Below are 21,031 nucleotides of genomic sequence, written 5' to 3'. Positions count from 1 at the left end.
ACGCCCCCTCGGGAAGGGGTGCCATCCCCTCCGGAAGGGGCACTGACGATGGACGCGCGCACCACTGCGCGATACGGCCTGGCCGGAATCCGCCTCGTGAACGGCGTGGTCGCCCTGCTGGCCCCGCAGACCATGGCCCGCAGCCTGGGGGCCGCCCCGGCCCAGCCCGCACTGCTCCACGTCCTGCGGATGTTCGGGGTACGCACCGTGGTCCTGGGCGCCGAGCTGCTGCTCCTGAAGGACGCCCGCACAGTCGACCGGGCCCTGCGCGTCGGCACGCTCATCCACGCCAGCGACGCGCTGTCGGCCGCGTGCGCCTGGCGGGACGGCGTGCTCGCCCCACGGCCGGGCCTGACCGCCACGGCGATCTCCACGCTCAACGTCGCCCTCACGCTCGTGGCCCAGCAGCCCCGGCGGCTGCCGCTCACCTGCCGGGCGCCGGAAGGAAGCCACCATGCCTAGCGCCACCTCATGGTTCGTCGCGGCCCACAACAAGCTGGCGCTGGCCGTCGACCGCAAGGTCGGCTGGCACCGGCTGCCGAAGCCGCTCAGCCTGCTGACCCTCATCGGCCTGCGCAACAACCTGCGCCGCAACAACCTCCACGACACCACCTCCTACCCGGCGCGTAACCTGCCGCCCCTTCAGCCGCCGGACGCCCGCCACCTCACCCAGCGCACCGCCGACGGCTCGTACAACGACCTGAGCCACCCGCGCATGGGCATGGCCCGCTCCCGCTTCGGCCGCAACGTCCCGCCGGAGGCCACCGTCCCCGAACCCGAGCCGCAGATCCTCTCCCCGAGCCCCCGCGAGGTCAGCCGCGCCCTGCTGACCCGGCACGAGTTCATCCCCGCCACCTCCGTCAACGCCCTCGTCGCCGCCTGGCTGCAATTCATGATCCGGGACTGGGTCAACCACGGCCAGGGCACCATGGACCACCCCTGGCGCATCGAACTCCCGGCCGATGACCCCTGGCCCGACCCGCCCATGCTCGTCCCGCGCACCGTGCCCGACCCCACCCGCCCGGACGGCGACGACGGCTTCCCGCCGACCTTCCTCAACGAGAAGTCGCACTGGTGGGACGCCTCCCAGCTCTACGGCAACGACCTGGCCGAACAGCGCCGGCTGCGCGCGGGCGAGGGCGGCAGGCTCAAGGTCCCCCGCAACGGCTCGCTGTCCCCCGGCAACCCCGACCAGGACCCGGCGAACATCCCCGGCTTCTGGCTGGGCCTGGCCATGATGCACATCCTGTTCATCCTGGAACACAACGCCATCTGCGACCGGCTGCGCGCCGAGTACCCCCAGTGGTCGGACGAGGAGCTCTTCCAGCGCGCCCGCCTGGTCAACACCGCCCTCATCGCCAAGATCCACACCATCGAGTGGACCCCCGCCGTCATCAGCCACCCCACGACCGTCACCGGCATGCGCGCCAACTGGTTCGGCCTGCTGGGCGAGCGCGTCCACCGGCTCTTCGGCCGGGTCAGCACGAGCGAGGTCCTCAGCGGCATCGTGGGCGGGCGCACCGACCACTTCGGCGTCCCGTACGCCCTCACCGAGGAGTTCGTGGCCGTCTACCGCATGCACCCCCTGATCCCCGACCACTGGACCTTCCGCTCGGCCAAGGACGGCTCCCCGCTGCAGGAGGCGACCTTCCGGGAGCTGTCGGGCCGGGGCGCCTACGACTTCCTCGCCAAACACACCCTGCCCGACCTCTTCCACTCCTTCGGCACCACCCACCCGGGCCTGGTCACCCTGCACAACTATCCGGCCTTCCTCCAGGAGTTCCAGCGGCCCGACGGCAAGCTCATGGACCTCGGGGCCGTCGACATCCTGCGGATCCGGGAACTCGGCGTGCCGCGCTACAACGAGTTCCGACGCCGGCTCCACCTCGCCCCGGCCGAGGACTTCCACGCGCTCACCGACAACCCCGACTGGGCCGAGGAGCTGCGCCGCACCTACCAGGACGACATCGAGCGCGTCGACCTCATGGTCGGCATGTTCGCCGAGCCACGGCCGCAGGGCTTCGCCTTCAGCGACACCGCCTTCCGCATCTTCCTCCTCATGGCGTCCCGCCGCCTCAACAGCGACCGGTTCCTCACCGAGGACTACACCCCCCAGGTCTACACGCGGGCCGGCCTCGACTGGATCGAGAACACCAGCATGACCGGCGTACTGCTGCGGCACTTCCCGGAGCTGAGGTCCTCCCTGCGGTCGGTGGACAACGCGTTCGCCCCCTGGACGGCAGCCGGCCCCGTGCGATGACCGCCCCCACGCCCGCCGGCAACGCGACGCAACCCCGCCCGCCCTGGCACCCGCGCGCCTGGCAGGGCTGCCTGCTGGCCGCCGGCACCTGCGTCCCCCTCGCCGCGGGCAGCGCGTGGTACGCCTGCCGAGGGCTGGGCGTCGAGGTGATCCGGCTGCAGCTGGCGGGCAGCGCCGACGAGGCGGCGGAGGTCGTCGGGGACCGCGTCCCCGCCTTCCAGCGGGCGCTGCACGCCGACTACGTCTTCCTCGCGGGCTACACCCTCACCCTGATCGCCGTCTTCGCCCTCGCCCACCGCACCATCGCACGCCGCCTCAGCCACCGCCGCGCCGCGGTGACAGCCATGGTCCTCGCGGGCTCGGCGGGCGCGTGCGACGTGGCCGAGAACCTCTTCCTCGCCCACGGCCTGCGGCACTTCACCCCCGGCGCCGACCTGCCGTTCACGGTGGCGACGGCCTGCGCGGCCCTCAAATGGCTGCTGCTGGGACTGACCGTACCCACCGCGGCCGTCGTGCTCGTCATCATCCTCAAACGCGCCCTCATCCACACGGCCGCCGCCCTGCCGGGACTCAGGTGGCTGAGCCCCGCCCGGCCACCGGCCCAGGACTTTGCCGCGGGCCCCGAGCTGATCCCGCCGTGGCCCGTGGCGCGGGCGGACGGCGAACGCTGGCCCAGGGCCGGCCGCACGCCGCCGCCCGCGCCCGGCAGCGGGACCCGCTGGCGCAACGGCAACCTCGTGCCGCCCGGACGGGAACAAGGCGCCCTGGGGTTCTGCGTCTCCGGCGGCGGCATCCGCTCGGCCTGCGTCACCCTGGGCGCGCTCCAGGCCCTGCGCGACCACCTGCGCAAGGCCCGCTACCTCGTCTCGGTCTCCGGCGGCGGGTACATGGCGGGCGCGCTGCAACTGGCCCTGAACGGCGCCGCCGACGACAAGGCCCCGGCCGCGTCCCGGCCGGGACCGGCCGACGTCTTCGAGCCCGGCTCGCCCGAGGAGGACCACCTGCGCCGGCACTCGAAGTACATCGCCGAAGGCACCGGCCAGTGGCTGGCCGCCCTCGGCGTCCTGCTGCGGGGGCTGCTGGCGTCCCTGGGCCTGCTCATCGCCATGCTGCTCGTCCTGGGCCTCGCCCTGAGCTGGGCCTATCACCTGGTGCCACTGACGGACGTCGACCACCTGTCCGCGTCGGGGGTCCTCTTTCCCTCCGACTGCCCGCCACCGCCGGCACCGGTCTTCCGGGAGCCGGTGCTCTGGACCGTCCTGGGCCTGCTCGGTGTGGCGGCCGCGTGCTGGATCGTCTGGCTGGTCCTCTTCACCTGGTGCGGCGCCCTGGTCCGCGCGCCGAAGTGGGCCCTCACCGTCTTCCGCGCCTGCGTGGTGCTGGCCCTGCTCCTGACCGTCGCCGCGGTCGTCCTGCCCGGCGTGGCCTGGGGGACCGTCCGACTGCGCGCCGGCCTGGAACTGAGCGCCCCGCAGGCTGGAGCGGGCGTCGGCTTCACCGCGCTGTTCACCTACGGGGCCGTCCTGATCGCCACCCTGTGGCGCCGCCGCCAGACCGTCCGCCAGGGCTTCGGCAGGGCCCTGGGCACCACACGCAGGACCGGGAAGCTGACGCGGGCCGTACCCAACGGCTTCACCCAGTACGTGATCGTGTGGCTGGTCCTGCTGCTGCTGACGGTCGTCTCGCTGCTGGTCCTGGGCTGGGCGACCGCCACCGGACGCCGATGGGGCCTGGTCTGGCAGATCGGCCTGCCCGCCGCCCTCGCCCTGATCGTCCTGTGCCTGGACCAGACCTGGATGAGCCTCCACCCGTTCTACCGCCTCCGGCTGGCGTCCGCCTTCGCCGTCCGCCGGTGCACCGAACCGGACGGGGAAGTCGTCGCACGGCCCTACGACTTCGCCACCGAGCCGACCCCCCTGCACCGCTACGGCCGCAGGCACCCCGGCTTCCCCCAGGTCATCTTCGCCGCGGCCGCCAACCTCTCCGGCAGCGACCGCACCCCGCCCGGCCGGCACGCGGTCTCCTTCACCCTCTCGCACGACTACGTCGGCGGCCCGGACGTCGGCTACGCCCGCGTGGACAGCCTCGAGCAACGCACCGGACGCCTCATCCGGCGGGACCTCACCGTCCAGTCCGCCATGGCCGTGTCCGGCGCCGCCTTCGCCTCCGCCATGGGAACCCAGTCACGCACGTTCCAGACCCTGTTCGCCCTCTCCAACGCCCGGCTCGGCACCTGGCTGCCCAACCCGGCCGCCCTGGGCCCCCTGTGGGAGGCCGGCAGCGACTGGCGGCTCCCTCCGCAGCCCGCCATCCGGCGGCTGTCCTACCTCCTGCGGGAGATCACCGGCCGCTATCCCATGGACGACCGGCTCCTGCTCACCACCGACGGGGGCCACTACGAGAACCTCGGCCTGGTCGAGCTGCTCCGCCACGGAGTCACCACCGCCGTCTGCGTCGACGCCAGCGGCTACACCCCACCCTTCGCCGCCACCCTCGCCCAGGCCATCACCCTGGCGCACGAGGAACTCGGCATCGAGATCACCCTCCACGACACCGAGAAACTCGTCCCCGGCAGCGCCCGGCCCCTCCAGCCCGAGAGCCCCCTGGCCACGATCAACGCCCGCCTCGCGGCCCAGGCGGTCATCACCGGCGACATCGTCTATCCGCGGGACCTGATCGGGGCCGACGGCCGCAACCTCGGCAGACGCGGACAGCTCGTCGTGGCCCGCGCGACGCTGACCCGCGGCATGCCCTACAAGCTCCTCGCCTACGCCTCGTCCCACCCCGTCTTCCCGCACGACAGCACCAGCGACCAGTGGTTCGACCACCAGCAGTTCGACGCGTACAAGGAGCTCGGCCACTACATCGGCGAGCAGGCCGCTGCCGTGCTCCGCCTCCTTCCCCGCCGGGACCACTAACCGCTTCAACCGCCGTCGTCCACGCGCAGCCGCACCTGCTCCTCCAGCCGCTCCAGGCTGCCGGCGAGGGCGTCAACGACGACGCCCTCGCCCGGGTCGTCGCCCTCCTCGAAGAACGACAGATGGATCGTCACCTCGCTGGCACCGCTGCCGATGCCGGCCACCTGGAGCCAGCCCGCGTAGTTGCCGCTGTCCCGGGTTCCCCACTCCACCCGCATCTGCCGCGGATCCGCCCGGAACAGCGCACGCTCGTCCTCACCGGTACGGTCCTCGTGCACGGTCACGGCCGGCAGCTCCTCGGCCCGCACGTGCAGGTCCGCCGGCAGCCAGCTGCTCAGCCGGTTCACGTTGTTCACCTGGTCGAAAACGTGCTCGGGCAGCGCGGGCATCGTACGGGAACGCTCGTATTCGCTCATGCCATGCCAATCCTCGGTGCGGAAGCCCCCCACATCCGCCTGCCCGCCCGCGGCCCACCGCCGACGCGAAGCCACCCGTTCGCCCCGGCCCAAGTCCGCCGTTCGGCCCGCCGCCCCGCTCCCGGTTCAGCCGCCGGTGGCGACGATGCGCGCGAGGGCGCGCTCGGCGAGGGCGGTGATGGTCAGTGAGGGATTGGCGCCCCCGGCGTTGCCGGGGACGAGCGAGCCGTCCAGGACGTACAGGCCCCGGTGCCCGGCCACCCGGCCCTCGAGGTCGGTGCACCGGCCGATCGCACAGCCGCCCAGCGGGTGGCCGGTGAAGGGGACGGGGTAGTCCAGCGCCACGGACACCAGGCCCGGGTTGGCCGCCAGGACGGCCGCGTCGTACTGCCCCATCGCCCGCGCGGAGGCCCGCTGCGCCTCGGGGCCCCAGCCCGTGAGGACGACCCGCCGGGTGCGGCGGTCGTAGACGAAGGTCCCCCGGTTCTCGCGGTCGACGGTGACGGCGAACGTGACGAGCACCGGCAGGCTGTGGGCGCTCAGCCACTGCCAGCTCTCGGCCCGCATCGGCTGGGCGAAGTCGCGGTGGAAGAAGCGGGCGGAGGCGCACGGCGCCCCCTGCGCGGGGCCGGTCCTCTCCGTCAGGGTCGTGCGCAGGCTGATCTGGTCGCCGTTGCCGCCGAAGCCGCTGCCGAGCGCGGCCGGCAGATCGGGCAGGTCGCCGCGCTCGCGCGCGGCGACCAGGAGCCGGTTGGTGTTGAGCGTGCCCGCGCAGACGAAGAGGAGGTCGCAGGTGTACTCCTCGACGTCCAGGACCGTGCCCGAGGCGTCCATCCGCCGCACCTCCAGGGCATACCCGCCGCGCCGGCCCCGCCGCACGGAGCGGACCTCGTGCAGGGGGCGCAGCTGGACGTTGCCGGTGGCCAGCGCGCGGGGCAGATAGGTGCGGTCGAGGGACTTCTTGGCGCCGTTGGAGCAGCCGAAGTCGCTCTCCCCGGCGGTGGCCGAGGCGCGGACCGTGCCGCGCAGTTCGGCGCGCAGGACGTCCCAGTCGAAGGTCGAGCCGATCGGCTCCGGGGCGTACCCGGCACGTCTCATGTGCCGGTCCCACAGGCGCGAGTGGGTGAAGGGGGCCGCGTCGTAGATGTCCTTGGGCATCGTCGTGGCCCCCAGCTCCCGGGTGGCCAGGGGGAACCAGCGGCCGGCGAACTCGTCGTAGGACAGGCCGGGCGGATACAGCGACGTGAAGTAGGGGCGCGGCGGGGGCACGGTGGCGCCGGTGTAGACGACGGAGCCGCCGCCGACGGCGGCACCGCACAGGATGTCGAGGTGGGCCTCGTTGGAGACCTCCGCCACACCGGGCTGGGGCCTGACCGGTACGGGCGCGACGCCCGGCCAGTACGCCACGGAGCGGAACCAGAACATGCGGCCGTCGATGCGCTCCTGGGAGCCGAAGACGGCCTCGGTGGGGCTCGTCGGCCACTGCCTGCCGCGTTCGAGGACGAGGGTGTCGACGCCGGCCCGGCCCAGCCGCAGCGCCGCCACCGACCCGCCGAAGCCCGAACCGATGACGATGGCCTTGAAGTGGGTCCGCGCCACGGCCCCGGCGACGGCGCGGCTGGAGGAGGCCCCCAGGGCCGAGGCGGTGAGGGCGGCGAGCGCCCCACCCGAACAGAGGCCGGCGAACCGGCGGCGCGGAAGAGGCATTTTCCCCCCGTCAAGGGCATGCGGGCGTCCGGGTGGTCCGGATCGTCGCACAGGGCGGCGTCCGACCGCATCCACCGCTACCCCGATCGGGCGAGCCTCCCGCCTGGCATACCGCCGGCGGTGCCCGGTATCAGCCGCGCAGCGGGACCTTGTGCGCCACGGCGGTGACGCGCAGCTCACCGAAGTCGACCATGTCGCCCAGTGCGATGGTCCGGTGGGTGGTGGCCGCGGGCGGCGTCACCTGGAGGTAGGCGGCCTCGCGTGCCTCGGTGCCCGTGTGCGTCCAGGAGACGTTGGCCTGGGCCGCCTGGCCCGGCCGCAGGACGACGAGCGTGTTGCCGGGGTCGTCGGCGTACCAGGTGGTTCCGCGCACGGTGCGCGTGGGCAGCGGCGCGTGGCGCGCGTCCTCCAGGCCGAGCCCGGGGTAGCCGCGCAGGGCACAGGTGCGGCCGGAGGTGTTCTTCAGCTCCAGCGTGCCCCCGGCGTGGTTCATCCCGCCGCCCAGCCGTTCGGCGAAGGCGATCCGCAGGCCGGAGGTGCCGCAGGTCGCGACGGCGCGGGCGGTCCCCTCACCCACCGGGAACGCGGCGAGGGCCGGCGCCGCGGCGGTGAGGACGAGCCCCGTGCCGGCGGCGACGGCCAGGGCGGTGAACTTCGTTGTCGTGCGGCGTATCACGAGAACTTCCTTTCGGCGATCGACCGGCCCGGGCCGCGCGGCACGGCTCGTACCCGCGCGGCACCCCGGACCCGTCGGGAACGACAGGCCGCCTACCCCACCCACGCCCCGGTGAACACCGCACGGACGGGTATCGGCCACGCGCCGGGGCGGACATGGCGCGCCCCGGCCGTCTCAGCCGGCCACGGACTCCACCACGACCGCCGTCGTCAGCAGCAGCGCGACCGCGGCCGCCAGACCCCCGCAGCCCCCGAGCAGCACCTTCCGCGTCCGCAGCCGCGGCCGTCCCCGGGCGGTCCGGCGGTTCGTCTCCCGGGCCAGCAGGGCGGCCGGGACGACGGAGACCGCCACGGCGAGCCACCACCAGGCGTAGCCGGCGGGGCTCGCCACCGCGTCCCCCAGGAGCGCGAACCCCAGCCCGCCGGCGCCGACCCAGGCCGCCGAGACGGTCGCGGCCATGGCCGGCACCCACCACCAGGCCCCGTCGTGCCCCCAGCGCGCGCCCGCCCGCCGGGCCAGGGAGAGCGTGGGCATGATGAGCGTGACCGTGAGCGCCAGCGCCACGCCCGCCACGACGGGCAGGACGAGGGGCAGGACGAAGACCGCCAGGGCGCCGCCGTCGTCGTCGGGGTGGGGATGGAAGAGGCCCCAGGTCCACAGGGCCGTCACCGCGAGCGCCGCCTCGACCGTCAGCCCCGCGGTCGCCACGGAGACCGCGGACGGGGTCCACACCGGCTCACGTATCGCTGTCGCTTTCACGACCTGATCATCTCCCGCCGCCGCGCACACCCGCGGCCGGGGCCCGGGCCCGCCGGGTGGTGACGGCCGGGCTCCGGGGGAGGGGGCCGGACAGGTGAGAGAGCGAAGACATCATCGTTTGCCGTGTGATGTCATGTTTTCGGCCGCTGTGTCAGGGGTATCCCAGCCGCCATGCCTCTCAGCTGCGGGTCGTTCCGCGTGGCCGACGCCCTGTGCGCGGCCCTGCCCGCCACTCCCGGCGACCTGTCGGCGGCCCGTGCCCAGATGGGCTTCTCCCTGGCCTGGCACATCGTCGTGGCGTGCCTGGGCGTGGGGCTGCCCCTGCTGACCCTGATCACCGAATGGCGGGGCCTGCGCACCGGCGACCGCGCCTGCCGGCTGCTGGCGCGGCGCTGGGCCCGGGCCATGGGGGTGCTGTTCGCGGTCGGCGCGGTGTCCGGGACCATCCTCAGCTTCGAGCTCGGCCTGCTGTGGCCGGGACTGATGGGGCGTTACGGACAGGTGATCGGCCTGCCCTTCGCGCTGGAGGGCATCGCCTTCTTCATCGAGGCGATCTTCCTCGGCATCTACCTCTACGCCTGGGACCGGCTGCCGCCCCGGGTCCACCTGTGGACCGGAGTGCCCGTCGTCGTCGCGGGCGTGGCGTCGGCGTTCTTCGTCGTCTGCGCCAACGCGTGGATGAACCAGCCGACCGGCTTCACCCAGCGCGAGGGCCGCGTCACCGCCGTCGACCCGTGGGCGGCGATGCTCAACCCCGCGAGCTGGCCCCAGACCGTCCACATGATCTTCGCCGCGCTGATGGTCGCCTCCTTCCTGACCGCGAGCGTCTACGCCGTCGCGCTGCTGCGCGGCCGGCGCGACCCCTACCACCGGGCGGGCTTCCTCATCCCCTGCACGCTCGGCGCGGCCGTCACCCCGCTGCAGATCGCGGCCGGCGACTGGGCCGCCCGCTTCGTCGCCGCCAGCCAGCCGGTCAAACTCGCCGCCATGGAGGGCGTCTACCGCACCGGCAGCCACGTACCGCTCACCCTCGGGGGAGTGGCCGGCGACGACGGCCTGCGGTACGGGATCGAGATCCCCAGCGGGCTGTCCCTGCTGATCGGGGACAGTCCCGGCACGGTCGTCCAGGGCCTGGACCGCGTTCCGCGGGGGCGCTGGCCCGCCGTGACGGGGGTGCACTGGGCCTTCGACCTGATGGTCGGCGCCGGCTTCTTCCTGCTCCTGATGGCGGCATGGCTGCTGCTGTCCTGGTGGCGCTCGCGCCGCGCGGGCGACCGCGACCCGCTGGCCCGGCGCGGCACCCGGGCCTTCCTCGCTCTCGGCGCGCTCACCGGGCCGGCCGCGGTGATCGCCCTCGAATGCGGCTGGTGCGTGACCGAACTCGGCCGCCAGCCCTGGGTCGTCCAGGGACTGATGACCGTCCACGAAGCGGTGAACCCCGCGCCCGGAGTGATGGCCGGCCTGTGGCTCGTCCTGATCGTCTACACGGCCATGACGGTGGCGACCGTCTACGTCCTGCGCCGGATGGTCAGCGAGCGGCCCGTTCCCATCGCCCCCCAGGAGCGCGACATCGAGGACTACCCCGTGGTCTGAGGCCACGGCGCTTCCGACGGTGCCGACCGACCCCCGAGAGGTTCTTCAAGCCGATGCTCGCCGACCTGACACTGGCCGTGATGTGGCTGGGCCTGACCTGCTACGCCCTGTTCGGCGGAGCGGACTTCGGGGCCGGCCTGTGGGACCTGCTGGCCGGCGGCACCCGGCGCGGCCACGCCCAGCGCACGCTCATCGAACACACCATCGGCCCCGTGTGGGAGGCCAACCACGTCTGGCTCATCTTCGTCATCGTGCTGCTGTGGGGCGGCTTCTCACCCGTCTTCGCCGCCGTGCTCTCCACGCTCTACGTGCCGCTCACCCTCGCCGCCCTGGGGATCATCGCCCGCGGTGCCGCCTTCGCCTTCCGCAAGGCCAGCACCGCACCCGCCCTGCGCCGGCTCTTCGGCGCCTGCTTCGCGCTGTCCTCCGTCCTCACCCCCTTCTTCCTGGGCACGGTCGCGGGAGCCGTCGCCTCCGGCCGGGTCCCGCCGGGCCTCGCCGAGGGCGACACCTTCACCAGCTGGCTCAACCCGACCTCCGCCCTCGGTGGCGTCCTCGCCGTCCTCACCTGCGCCCATCTGGCCGCCGTGTACCTGTGCGCGGACGCCGCCCGCGAGCGGAGCGAGACCCTCGTCGCCGCGTTCCGCCGACGGGCCCTGATCAGCGGCGCGGTCACCGGTGCCGTCGCCCTCGCCGGCGTCGCCGTGCTGCGCGCGGACGCCCCGCGGCTCTTCGACGGGCTCACCCACCGCGCGCTGCCCCTGGTGGTGCTCAGCGCCCTCGGCGGACTCGCCGGAATGGTCCTGGTGGCGCGGCGCCGCTTCGTCGCGGCCCGCCTCGCGGCGGCGCTCGCGGTCGCCGCCGTCCTGTGGTCCTGGGGCGCCGCCCAGTACCCGCTGATGCTCGTGCCCGACACCACCGTGCGGTCGACGGCCTCCCACAGCGCCGTGCTCACCGCCTGCCTGGGCAGCCTCGGGGTGGGGGCGCTGCTGCTGATCCCGTCACTGTGGTGGCTCTACCACCTCTTCCAGCACGAGCCGCGCCGTTCCGGAGCGCCGGACGCCTGACCGCGGCGCCGTCACCCACCGGCGCCCCTCAGGTCCGAGGAGGGACTGTCCGGCCAGTCCTTCACCCGTACGTTCCCGGCCGCGGGGGTCTTCCGCTACCACTGCGCGCGGTAGGCGGGACGGCCCCCGCGGCCCTTGCGCTACTTCAGGGCGCTACTTCAGGAACGTGACCTCGGGATAGGCCGCGGACGGCCGGTCCAGGAGCGGGCTGGGCCTGCCGCGCAGGTGCTGGTCGAAGAAGGCGGCCACATAATCCCGGGTCAGGGCGGTGGCGCGGGCCGGGCGCAGGCTGCCGAGCTGGCCCTCGACCTGCTCCGGCGGGATCTGGCCCGGCATGCCGAAGCGGTCCACGATCCAGGGGACGTCGGTGAAGGTCATGTGCCCGCCGTCGGGCACGTTGAGCCAGCGCTTCCAGCCCGTCAGGTGCTTCCAGGTCCCCTCCCAGTTCTCCCAGGGGTCGACCGTTGCGCTCCGGCGGGCGCCGAGCAGCAGGACGGGCCGGTTCAGGCCCCCGGCGGGCGGTTCGGTGAAGAAGTTGCCGTCGAGGTTGACCGCGGCGGCCACACGGCGGTCCTCGCGCATGACCTCCACCGCGCTCGCGCCGCCGATCGAGTGCCCGGCGACACCGATCCGCCGTGGGTCGACGCGCAGCTCGCTGCCGGGGCCGGTCAGCCGGTCGAGCACGAACGCGAGGTCCTTGGCGCGGTTGCGGACGACGGCCCCGGGCTCCTTCGTGCCGCACATCAGGCACTTCTCCACACGGCCGCCGGGGAATTCCACCGGCGCCTCATAGGTGTGGTCGACCGCGGCGACCGCGTAGCCGCGGGAGGCCAGATCCTCGCCCAGCGCGGTGAGCGTCAGGCGGCTCATCCCGAATCCCGGGGAGAGCACGACCAGCGGCCGGGTCCCGGGGGCGCGCCGCGCACCGTCGACGGCGTGGGTCCGCACACCGGCCAGGGCCTCGGTGCCGAGCACCTCCCGGGAGAGCGCCGCGGACGTGTAGGGCGCCGGCCGGCCCGGCGAGGGCAGGGCGGGATACCAGAGCGTGACCATCAACTCGCGGTGGCCGGCGGCGGGTTTCCAGGGGTCCTGCCGCGCGGTGTCGACCAGGTGCAGGGTCTTCGTGCCGAGCGGCACTCCGGTCGCCGGCGCGGGCACCCGGGCCGTGGACGACGCGGGCACGGGTGCCGTGGCCGCCGCCGCGGCCGGGAGCTGGGGAGCGGCGACGGCCAGGAGCAGCGCGGCCGCCACGAACGACCGCCGTGAGGTCTTTCTCGTCTTGTTGAGCATGATCATCACGCTAGGCAGTCCGGAGCCGCCGTGGCATCCACCTAAGGTCGGAGAAGCGCCGGGATTTCGCTCCTTTCCCCGCACCGGGTGCTGCCCCATTTCTGTGCGGCGCGACCGGAATTACCCTCAGCCCGTCGGTGCCGCCGTGTTCTTGGCGCCCTTGTCGTCGACGACGAACCACGTCCCCTGCTTTCCCTGCCCGTTGACGTCCCCGGGCTTGTCGTCACCGGTGAACCAGTACATGGGCCAGCAGTCCACGGCCAGCTGCTCGGTGCCGTCCGGGCGGGTCACCGTGGTGACCAGCTTCGCGTCGATGCCCTTTATCCTGTCCTTGTCCACGGGTTTGGCCGGCTTCCACGTCTCCAGACACGTGCCAGTGCAGGAGAACTTCATGGGCCAGGCGCTGTCCTTGTCGAAGCGGTACAGCGTCCTGCCCTTGCCGTCCACGACGATTTTGCCGAGCCTGGGGTTGTCGGAGACGGACACCCCCTCGGACGCGGGCTGCTCCTTCGGTCCCTCCTTGGGCTGCTCCTTGGGCTCCTCCGCCTTCTTCCCGCCCGCCTTCTTCCCGTCGGGCGCCAGGGCGTTCCAGGTGCCGCCCACGCCCTGGCCCTTGGTCTCACCGGGCGCGGTGTCCTTCGCGTAGCGGTAGACGGGCCAGCCGGCCAGCGTCAGCTGCTTGGTGCCGTCGGCCCGCCGGACCTCCCCCAGGGCGGAGGCGTCGATACCGGCGGTGGCCGAGGCGCCGTCGGCGGGCACGGGGGGCCACGCCTTGGCGCAGTCGCCGTCGCAGTTGGAGGCCGGCGGCTTGGCGGTGTCCTTGTCGAAGCGGTAGAGCGTGAAGCCCTTGTCGTCGGTGACGACCTGCCCGAGGTCCCCCGCCTCACGGACCGCCAGCTTGCCCCCTGCCTCGCCCTTGGCGGCATCCCCCTTCCCGGCCCCCGCCCCCGAGCCGTAGCCCGACCCGTACCCCGAGCCGTAGTCCTTGCCCGCGTCCGAGGCGTTCGCCGCCGGACGGGCGTCGTCGCCGTCGCGCTCCTTGGCCGACGGGCTGCCGCCGCAGGCCGCCGTCAGCACCATGAGCGTGAGCGCCGCTCCCGCGAGGGAGACCTGTCGCCGCTTGATCATTTTTGTGTTCCTTCCTGGTGGGTGGAGCCGGCGGGGCCGCCGGTGTGTGGTGGTACGGGAGGGGCTCCGCGAACGCTCAGCGGAGCCGGGAAGTTGTCACAAGGCGCTAAAAAGCGCTCAGTTGGCGGCGCCCGTGGCCTCGATACGAAGGGCCAGGGCGGGGCAGCGCCGCACCGCGCGCAGGGCCCGCTGCCGCATCCGCGCCGGCACGGCGAGGGCGGCCCGCTCCGGATAGCCGTCCGGCCCCAGCCGCAGCAGGCCCGGCAGCAGGTCCGCGCACAGCCCGTGCCCCCGGCACAGCGTCCAGTCCACCAGGAGCCGCTCCTGGGGCGCCGGCCGCAAGGCCCGGGTGCCCGGGGCCACGCCGCCGCCGCCCCGCACGCCGTCCGGCAACGGCAGCGCCCCGAGGACCGGACGACCGCAGCCGGTACCCGCCGCGTGCGCCTCGAAGTCGGCGGCGAAGACGGCGAGCGAGGAGGCCACGAAGCGGGCGGTGCCGTCCGGATGGGCGCAGGCCCCGCGCCGCTCCACCGCCCGCATCCGCGCCCGTACGGCCTCCAGGGCGGGCCGCCCGCCGCCGTGCGCGGCCTCGACGAGGCTCTCGGCGAGCGAGGGAAGCCCCTGGAAGCACGGGCCGCACTGCCCCGCCGACTCCGCCGCCAGCCACCGGGCCACCCGCGCCGTCTCCCCGACCGGACAGGTGGCCTCGGGCAGCGGCAGCAGGGCGCCCGCCCCGAACACGGCACCGGCCGCGGCCAGGGAGTCCCGTGAGACCGTCGCCGCACCGGCGTCGGCCGCGGCCAGCCAGGTGCCGTGGTAGCCGCCCACCAGCACGCCCTGTCCCGGGCCGGTGCCGCACAGGCTCAGCGCGTACGGCAGAGGCAGCCCCGTCGGCGTCTCCACGACGTGCGTGCCGGCGACCGTCAGCAGCACCGTGCCCGGCTCCCCGGCCAGCCCCAGCTCGCGGAAGCCGGCGGCGCCGAGCCGGGCGGCGACGGCCAGCTGCGCGCACGTCTCGGTGTTGGACACCAGGGTCGGCACCCCGCCCAGGCCGCTCTCGCTGGAACGGACCTTGCGCCCGGACGGCAGCGCGGGCCCACCGCCCGCCCCGCGCACCAGCGCCGTCCCCTCACCCGTGACGAACCGTTCGGGCAGCCGCACCACCCGCACCCGCGGCCCGGACGTGCCGCGCTCGGCCACCGCACGGCGCACCGACCGCTCCACGTCCCCCCGGGTCACCCCGACGGCCACCTGGTCCGCGCCGAGCGCCCCGGCCGCCAGCAGAGCCCCGTCCAGGACCAGGTGCGGAACGTGCAGCAGCAGCGCGGTGTCCTTCAGACATCCCGGCTCTCCCTCGCTGCCGTTGACCACGACCGCCGCCGCCCCGCCCGTACGCCGCAGGGAGGCGGCGACCGCGCGCAGCTTGCGGGCGAAGGGGAACCCCGCCCCGCCCCGGCCGCGCAGCCCGATCTCCTCCGCCAGCCCGGCCAGTTCACCGAGGGACGGCGTGGGCGGCGGCCCGTGCAGGGCCAGATGCGCCGCCCGGTCCAGCCACGGCCGCCGGTCGAGCCCGGCCAGCAACCGCGGGGTACCGACGGCCGACAGGGTCGGTACGGGCCCGGTCATGAGCCCCCTCCGCGCGTGTCCCGGCCGCCGCGCAGCCGCAGCGCCAGCGCCGCCCCCGCCGCGGCCACGCACAGCGCGTACGCCGCCGTCACCCAGCCACTGGCCGGGCGCCCCGCGTACAGCCCGTGCACCAGCGCCGCGCCCCAGGCCGGATAGGCGCTCATGTGCAGCGCCCGCCAGCCCAGGGACCGGCCGACCGAGGCGAAGGCGCTGCGCACCGCGCCGGTCACGGCGACGGCGAGGAAGAGATAGCCGGAGAGCGTGCCGAGGCCGATGAGGACGGGCCGGGACGCGTCGGCGAACGGGACGGCCACCGCCGTCCCCGTCGTATGTCCCTCGGCCACCTTCACCCAGATGTGCAGGGCGAGGAAGCCGAGGCCGGCCACCGCCAGGCCGCGATGCACGCCCTGGGCGAGCAGCCGGTGGGCCGGGCCCAGCAGCATCCGGTCGGTGGCGGCCAGCCCCCACAGCACCGTCGCGGTCAGCGAGACGAGCGCGAGCACTCCGGCGCCGAAGTCCAGGAACTGCTGGATCCGTTCCGCCACCCCCGACCGGGCCGCGACGGCGAGCAGCAGCAGGATCGCCGCGGGCAGGGCGGGCCGGGCGGAGAAGCCGCCCGCCGGCCGGGAGCGGGCCCGGGGCCGGGACCGTGGGAAGGGTGAACGGGACGCGGGGGCGCCGAAGGCGGAGGGTGGCGACGCGCACGGCTCCGCCGGCGGCGGTGGGGCGAAGGCGTCCGGCGGGGGCATGAACGGTGGCGCAGGGGGCATGGACGGTACTGGCGCTGCTGACGGGGACGTACGTGACGCAGGCATGGGGCCTCCGACGGGCGGCCCGCGATGGCGTAGCAGGTCGCCCGTGTTCCTGAGAAATCCGGAAATCCCGCGCATCGGCGTAATTCGCCGGGCGGTCGAATGAACAGCAGCATCCTCGAATTCCGCAACCCCTTCATAAGCTTTATCGCGCTGTGACAAATTCGCGCATGGCTGTCCCCACGGCGGTGGGTGGCTGCTGATGATGCCCACTCAGGCGAGAGGGTCCGACCATCCGTCCCGATCCCCTTGTCCGGTGCAGATGTCCGGAGGTAGACGATGTGCGAAATGCTGAACCGCATCTGGTCACGGCCACGCGGGGAATGGACCCGCGTCCTCAGAAAGGAACTTCCCGCCGTCGCGGCCAGGATGGTCGAGGAACTGCTGCGCGATACGCCCGCATTCGCGGAGGTCACGGAGCGGATCGGTAAGGACAGGGCCCAGGCGGCCGTCGAGCAGGCCCTGTTGCTCGCCCTGGGACTCAGCGGCCGCAGGGCGGGGGCCGGCCGGACGGCCGTGACGGCCACGGTGCCCCGGCAGCGCGGCGCCGGCCAGGTGGTGACCACGATGCCGGGCGCCCGCGCCCGCCAGGCGCTGTTCGCCGCGCTCGCGGAGGACCGCTGCCTGCCGGAGAAGGCGCTGGCCGAACTGGCCCGCCAGGCCGGCTTCCCGCTGCCCGAGCGCGTGCGCGCCGTCGTCCTCGCCGGCTCCTCCACCGAGGCCACGCACGTCAGCCTCCACCTGGCCGCGGCACTCGGCCAGGGACTGCTGGGCACCGTCGACACCGACGTCTGCCTGCTGGTCCCCGACCCCGGCCCCGAGACACGGCCCGCGCTCACGGCCGTACTCGGCGGCAAGCCCGCGGCCGTCGGGCACGCGGTGCCGCTGGCCGACGCCGCCTCCTCACTGCGCTGGGCCCGGCGGCTGCTGACCCTCGCCCCGCTCGGCGCCGCCCCCAGGGAGCGGCCCGTCTTCGTCGACGACCACCTCTCCGACCTGCTGCTGCTCCAGGACGAGTCCCTCGCCCGCGCCCTGTCCGCGCGCTGGCTGCGGCCCCTCGAAGGGCTCACCCCGCGACAGAGCGAACGGCTCGAAGTGACACTGCTGGCCTGGCTGGAGAGCGGCGGCGCCCCCGAGGCGGCCCGCGTCCTTCAGGTGCACCCGCAGACCGTGCGCTACCGCCTGCGCCAGATAGAGAAGCTGTTCGGGCCGGCGCTGCGCGAACCGCGCATGCGCTTCGAGCTGGAACTCGCGCTGCGCAGCCGCCGCCTGCTGGCCCAGTCCCGCCGCCTGCGCTCCCGCGCCCAGGGCCGCGCGCGCGTCGTCGGTGCCACCGTCCACCCGCTGGGACTCGCCCGCCAGGCCCGCGTCAACGGCCTGTGAACCGTGTGCCCCTGGCCCTCATGGGATGACGGCCCCGGACCGTGAGGTCCGGGGCCGCCGTGTTCCCGGTGCCGGATGGCAGGGCGTCGGTGGGGAGCACCCGGCACCGGGGGCCGGGAGGGCGGGAGGCGCTCAGCAGCGCCGCCCGCCGTTGACGCAGGCCACCGCCTTCGCCATCAAGGACTCCGGCATGACGTTGATGAAGTCCCCGTGGTCGGTGACCGGCTTGTGCAGCTGCTCGGGGAAGCTGTCCACGGCGAACGCGGTGCCGGCCGGCACGTCGTAGGTGATGCGCTGCACGAGCTGCGGCACGGCCCGGAAACCGCGCGGGCAGGAGCCGTCCTGCCGGGCGAACGCCACATGCGTGCGGTGGTTGGCGCTGTCGGTGTTCTTCCCGTCCCAGCAGCTCTGGAAGGCGAGGGTACGCACCACGTCCGCGCCGTCCGGGCAGATCGGGTACTTGTCCTTCAGCTGCCGCTCCTCGAAACCGACGCAGCTCCAGGAGGCGTTGGCGTTGCCCGTGCCGCTGGTGAACGCCTTCGCGTCACCGGTGATCACCCGCAGGAACCGCGGCATCGCGGACACCTTCGCCACCGGACTGCCGCGGAACTGGAGCGTCACCGACTTCGGCCGCAGCACCTTGCCCATGTTCCCGTCGTGCCCGCCCCCGGGCTTGTCGGCGTCCGGAGCGGCCTTGCCGTCCAGCAGCCGCAGAACGGGCCAGTAATGCGTGGACAGATCGCCATTGGAGCAGCTGGTGCCGGCGGCCGCGAGAGAGGCGTTCGTGGAGAAGGCGTTCGTCGAGAGATTGCCGACGTAGTCGTGCGTGTGGTGGGCGCCGTTGCTGACACCCGGGGTGACGATCACGTTGTCCGAGTTGAAGTGCCCGTTCTCGTTACGTCCGCAGGCCGAGGCGAAGGTGCCCGTCGATCCGCCGGAGCGGGCGGCGGGCCGGGGCGCGGCGGGCGCGGTGCGGATGTCGGCGAAGTCGGCGGGGGAGGGGCCGCCGGGCATGGCGCGCTTGAGGGCACCCGCACCACCCGCGCCACCCGCACCGCCCGCGGCCTCCGTGCGGACCTGCCGGGCGGTGCAGCCGCTCAGCTCCGTCAGGCCCGACGGACGCGTGGACCGCTCGCCTATGGCGTCCGCCATCCGCCCTATCGTGGCCGCGCGCTGCTGCTTGAGCTCGTCGAGCACGCCCGCGCCGTCGCCGCCGGACGTCGCCGCCCGCTCGTAGGCCCGCGCCACCTGAGCGTCGAGCTCGGCGAGTCCCGTGGAGACCTGCTGCCGCGCCGGGTCGGGCACGTCCCGCAGCCGGTCGCCGACGTCGGGACAGACGATCGTCATCGCCGTCGCCGCCGCGCCGTCCGCGGGCCGCGGGACGGACCGGCCGGTGCCGCCGGCGGAGGCGTTGGCGGCGATGACAGCCGTGCCGCCACCGCCCAGCAGCAGCGCCGCCACCGCGACGAGCGCCCGTGTCTTCCGCGACAGCCGGCGCTTGTGGCCCTGTCGTTGCGTGGAGGTCATACGATCACTTCATTTCCTCGTTGCTGTGCTGCGCCGGGGCCTGGGACGAAGCCGGATCCGGGGCCTGGCTCGGGGAGGGCTGGTCCCGGGTGTGGGGGACGCCGGCCAGCCCGGTGTTCTCCAGAACGGTGATGTGGTCGAGGACGACCGTGTTGGCGCGCGTCGCCAGCTCCCGCACCAGGGAGTTGCCGGTCTTGTCCCGCACGAGCGCGACCAGCCCGAACACCTTGCCGTGGGCGATGCGCACCAGCTCGGCGAAGGTCCGGTCGAAGCCGGAGCCGGAGGCCGCGTCCATGCGGTCCAGCCACCCCTGCTGCTGCTCGCCCGGCCGGATGGGCAGCGAGATGCCCAGCGTCCGGCCGGCGTCGATGGACCGGCGGTCCAACTCGGTGTGGCCGCCCACCAGATGCTCGCCGGCCGTCCGTACGCTCGCGGTGGTCCCGCGCTCGACGGCCATGCGCCCCGCGGGCTTCTCCCACAGACCCGCCAGCCGCACCTTGCGCACGAAGTCCCGGTCCAGGGAGGACAACGGGCCGAACTCCGTCTCCCGCACGCCCTCGCCGTCGTCGGTCCAGGCGGGACCGCCGGCCGCCGCCTGACGGGCGACGCCGAACAAGGACACCGGGACCAGCAGCGCCACCAGCGTCGCGGTCAGTGCGCCGATCACCAGCCAGGTGCCCAAAGAGGCCCGCCCCGCGCCCGGCCGCCCGCCCTCGGGCCCGGTCCGCCGCCGGGCAAGGGACCTCATCAGGCCCGCTCTCATGGCGTGTGTCGGGCGCACGGGACGCATGGCGCCGCCTCCTCGTCTTCCTGGGTCGTCCGTCGAATGGCCAGTGACGCTAGCCGCCCCGGCGCCCCGCGCCACGGGCTTCGTCGGTATCTGACAAAGCCCGGGCCGCCGCCCCGGAAGGCTGTTACCGTGCGGCCGGACGCACCGCGCGCCCGCCATGCCCGAACGGCCGGACGGCGGCTGCCCCGGCCGCTTCCGCGCCGCCTGCGGCGCTGTGCGCCCACCGCCGCGTTTGGCCCCGCCGGACCGGGCTACCCGCCGTATACGGCCCCTGACAGGCAGGGGCACCGACGGGAGGCGACTCCTATGCCAACTGGTGCCACTCTCACCATCCTTGTCGTCCTCGCCGTCATCTTCGCCGGGGTCGTCGTGGCCGTGCGCCTCGTCGGCCGCGGCCCGGTCACCGGCGGCCGCGGTCTGCGCCGGCGCTTCGGCCCGGAGTACGAGGCCGCGGTCGCCCGGCACGACGGAGACGAGAAGGCGGCGGGAAAGGACCTCAAGGAGCGGCTGCGACGCCACGGTGACGTGCGCGTCATGCCGCTGACCGCGCAGTCACGGGAGATGTACGTCGCCCGCTGGACGGGCCTGCAGGAACAGTTCGTCGACGCCCCGGCGCAGGCCGTGGCCGACGCCGAGGCACTGCTGGGACGGCTCGCCCGCGAACGCGGCTTCCCGGCCGACGCGTGGGACGACCTCCTCGACTCCCTCTCCGTCCACTACCCGCACACCGCCCACGGCTTCCGCGAGATCCACCTCGCGGCCGCCCGGGCCCGGACGGAACAGGCCCCGACGGAGCAGCTGCGCGAGGCACTCGTGCACGCCCGCGGCCTCTTCGAGGACCTGGTCAGGGCACACCCGCAGGACCGGCGACCCCAGCGGCACGCCCGGCGTGGCGACCCACGGCCCGAACCGACGACGACAAGGACGCAGGCGACGGGGAGGAGCGCGAACGCGACCCCTCAGCACGCCCGGGAAGGCGGGCACGCCAGGAAGGACGGCCTGTAATGGACCGGCACACCGGACAACACCACACACGGCACAACCACGGCGGAGCCCCGGCCCGCCACCAGGGACCCGAA

Annotated in this window: 17 protein-coding genes; 7 read left to right on the top strand and 10 right to left on the bottom strand. The window is 74.2% G+C overall.

Features of this window, described 5'->3' with window-relative positions:
* Nucleotides 1–48 precede the first annotated feature (48 nt).
* The 3 genes from ABZ956_RS16555 to ABZ956_RS16545 are packed head-to-tail and all read left to right on the top strand — an operon-like array spanning nt 49 to nt 5,178.
* A complete protein-coding gene (locus tag ABZ956_RS16555) occupies nt 49–462 on the top strand; it encodes a hypothetical protein (RefSeq protein WP_361893225.1) in 414 nt (137 codons plus the stop codon).
* Nucleotides 455–2,260 (top strand): peroxidase family protein, encoded by a 1,806-nt coding sequence (locus ABZ956_RS16550; RefSeq protein WP_361893222.1) that lies wholly within the window; start codon nt 455–457, stop codon nt 2,258–2,260. The genes ABZ956_RS16555 and ABZ956_RS16550 overlap by 8 nt, the downstream gene beginning before the upstream one ends.
* Entirely contained in the window at nt 2,257–5,178 is a 2,922-nt protein-coding gene (locus tag ABZ956_RS16545) for a hypothetical protein (protein WP_361893219.1), read from the top strand. The genes ABZ956_RS16550 and ABZ956_RS16545 overlap by 4 nt, the downstream gene beginning before the upstream one ends.
* A gap of 5 nt (nt 5,179–5,183) precedes the next feature.
* On the opposite strand, the gene ABZ956_RS16540 is transcribed toward ABZ956_RS16545, so the two are convergent.
* From ABZ956_RS16540 to ABZ956_RS16525, 4 genes are all read right to left on the bottom strand, one after another.
* Nucleotides 5,184–5,594 (bottom strand): SRPBCC family protein, encoded by a 411-nt coding sequence (locus ABZ956_RS16540; protein ID WP_361893216.1) that lies wholly within the window; start codon nt 5,592–5,594, stop codon nt 5,184–5,186.
* Between the two features lie 126 nt (nt 5,595–5,720).
* Nucleotides 5,721–7,301 carry a GMC oxidoreductase gene (locus ABZ956_RS16535; RefSeq protein ID WP_361893213.1) on the bottom strand — a complete coding sequence of 527 codons (1,581 nt, stop codon included), beginning with the start codon at nt 7,299–7,301 and terminating at the stop codon, nt 5,721–5,723.
* A gap of 130 nt (nt 7,302–7,431) precedes the next feature.
* Complete coding sequence (locus ABZ956_RS16530; RefSeq protein WP_361893210.1) at nt 7,432–7,977, bottom strand: DUF4232 domain-containing protein; 546 nt, start codon at nt 7,975–7,977, stop codon at nt 7,432–7,434.
* Nucleotides 7,978–8,151: 174 nt separating this feature from the next.
* On the bottom strand, nt 8,152–8,736 hold the full coding sequence (locus ABZ956_RS16525; RefSeq protein ID WP_361893208.1) for a hypothetical protein: 585 nt from the start codon (nt 8,734–8,736) through the stop codon (nt 8,152–8,154).
* Between the two features lie 171 nt (nt 8,737–8,907).
* Here ABZ956_RS16525 and ABZ956_RS16520 point away from each other — a divergent pair, with 171 nt between their 5' ends.
* A complete protein-coding gene (locus ABZ956_RS16520; protein ID WP_361893205.1) occupies nt 8,908–10,329 on the top strand; it encodes a cytochrome ubiquinol oxidase subunit I in 1,422 nt (473 codons plus the stop codon).
* A gap of 53 nt (nt 10,330–10,382) precedes the next feature.
* The gene (locus ABZ956_RS16515) at nt 10,383–11,396 is read left to right on the top strand and encodes a cytochrome d ubiquinol oxidase subunit II (protein ID WP_361893202.1); all 1,014 of its coding nucleotides are present in this window, start codon (nt 10,383–10,385) and stop codon (nt 11,394–11,396) included.
* Nucleotides 11,397–11,549: 153 nt separating this feature from the next.
* Here the strand turns inward: ABZ956_RS16515 and ABZ956_RS16510 are convergent, their stop codons facing one another.
* From ABZ956_RS16510 to ABZ956_RS16495, 4 genes are all read right to left on the bottom strand, one after another.
* Complete coding sequence (locus tag ABZ956_RS16510; RefSeq protein ID WP_361893199.1) at nt 11,550–12,686, bottom strand: alpha/beta hydrolase; 1,137 nt, start codon at nt 12,684–12,686, stop codon at nt 11,550–11,552.
* A 126-nt stretch (nt 12,687–12,812) separates the two neighbouring features.
* On the bottom strand, nt 12,813–13,814 hold the full coding sequence (locus ABZ956_RS16505) for an SCO0930 family lipoprotein (protein ID WP_361893196.1): 1,002 nt from the start codon (nt 13,812–13,814) through the stop codon (nt 12,813–12,815).
* 117 nt (nt 13,815–13,931) lie between these two features.
* Nucleotides 13,932–15,440, bottom strand: a complete 1,509-nt coding sequence (locus ABZ956_RS16500) for an NADH-ubiquinone oxidoreductase-F iron-sulfur binding region domain-containing protein (RefSeq protein ID WP_361893194.1) — start codon at nt 15,438–15,440, stop codon at nt 13,932–13,934.
* The gene (locus ABZ956_RS16495) at nt 15,437–16,210 is read right to left on the bottom strand and encodes a hypothetical protein (protein ID WP_361893191.1); all 774 of its coding nucleotides are present in this window, start codon (nt 16,208–16,210) and stop codon (nt 15,437–15,439) included. The genes ABZ956_RS16500 and ABZ956_RS16495 overlap by 4 nt, the downstream gene beginning before the upstream one ends.
* A gap of 330 nt (nt 16,211–16,540) precedes the next feature.
* On the opposite strand from ABZ956_RS16495, the gene ABZ956_RS16490 reads away from it, so the two are divergent.
* Nucleotides 16,541–17,635 carry a helix-turn-helix domain-containing protein gene (locus ABZ956_RS16490; protein ID WP_361893188.1) on the top strand — a complete coding sequence of 365 codons (1,095 nt, stop codon included), beginning with the start codon at nt 16,541–16,543 and terminating at the stop codon, nt 17,633–17,635.
* Between the two features lie 132 nt (nt 17,636–17,767).
* Here the strand turns inward: ABZ956_RS16490 and ABZ956_RS16485 are convergent, their stop codons facing one another.
* Together ABZ956_RS16485 and ABZ956_RS16480 are read right to left on the bottom strand one after the other, a co-directional pair.
* Nucleotides 17,768–19,162 (bottom strand): DUF1996 domain-containing protein, encoded by a 1,395-nt coding sequence (locus ABZ956_RS16485; protein WP_361893185.1) that lies wholly within the window; start codon nt 19,160–19,162, stop codon nt 17,768–17,770.
* 4 nt (nt 19,163–19,166) lie between these two features.
* Nucleotides 19,167–19,910: a DUF4142 domain-containing protein gene (locus ABZ956_RS16480; protein ID WP_361893183.1), complete on the bottom strand. Its 744-nt coding sequence runs from the start codon at nt 19,908–19,910 to the stop codon at nt 19,167–19,169.
* A gap of 348 nt (nt 19,911–20,258) precedes the next feature.
* On the opposite strand from ABZ956_RS16480, the gene ABZ956_RS16475 reads away from it, so the two are divergent.
* Nucleotides 20,259–20,957: a hypothetical protein gene (locus tag ABZ956_RS16475; protein WP_361893181.1), complete on the top strand. Its 699-nt coding sequence runs from the start codon at nt 20,259–20,261 to the stop codon at nt 20,955–20,957.
* The last annotated feature ends 74 nt before the right edge of the window (nt 20,958–21,031 follow it).

This window comes from Streptomyces sp. NPDC046261, assembly GCF_040646235.1.
Taxonomy (GTDB): domain Bacteria; phylum Actinomycetota; class Actinomycetes; order Streptomycetales; family Streptomycetaceae; genus Streptomyces.
This window is presented reverse-complemented; position numbering and strand designations above follow the sequence as displayed.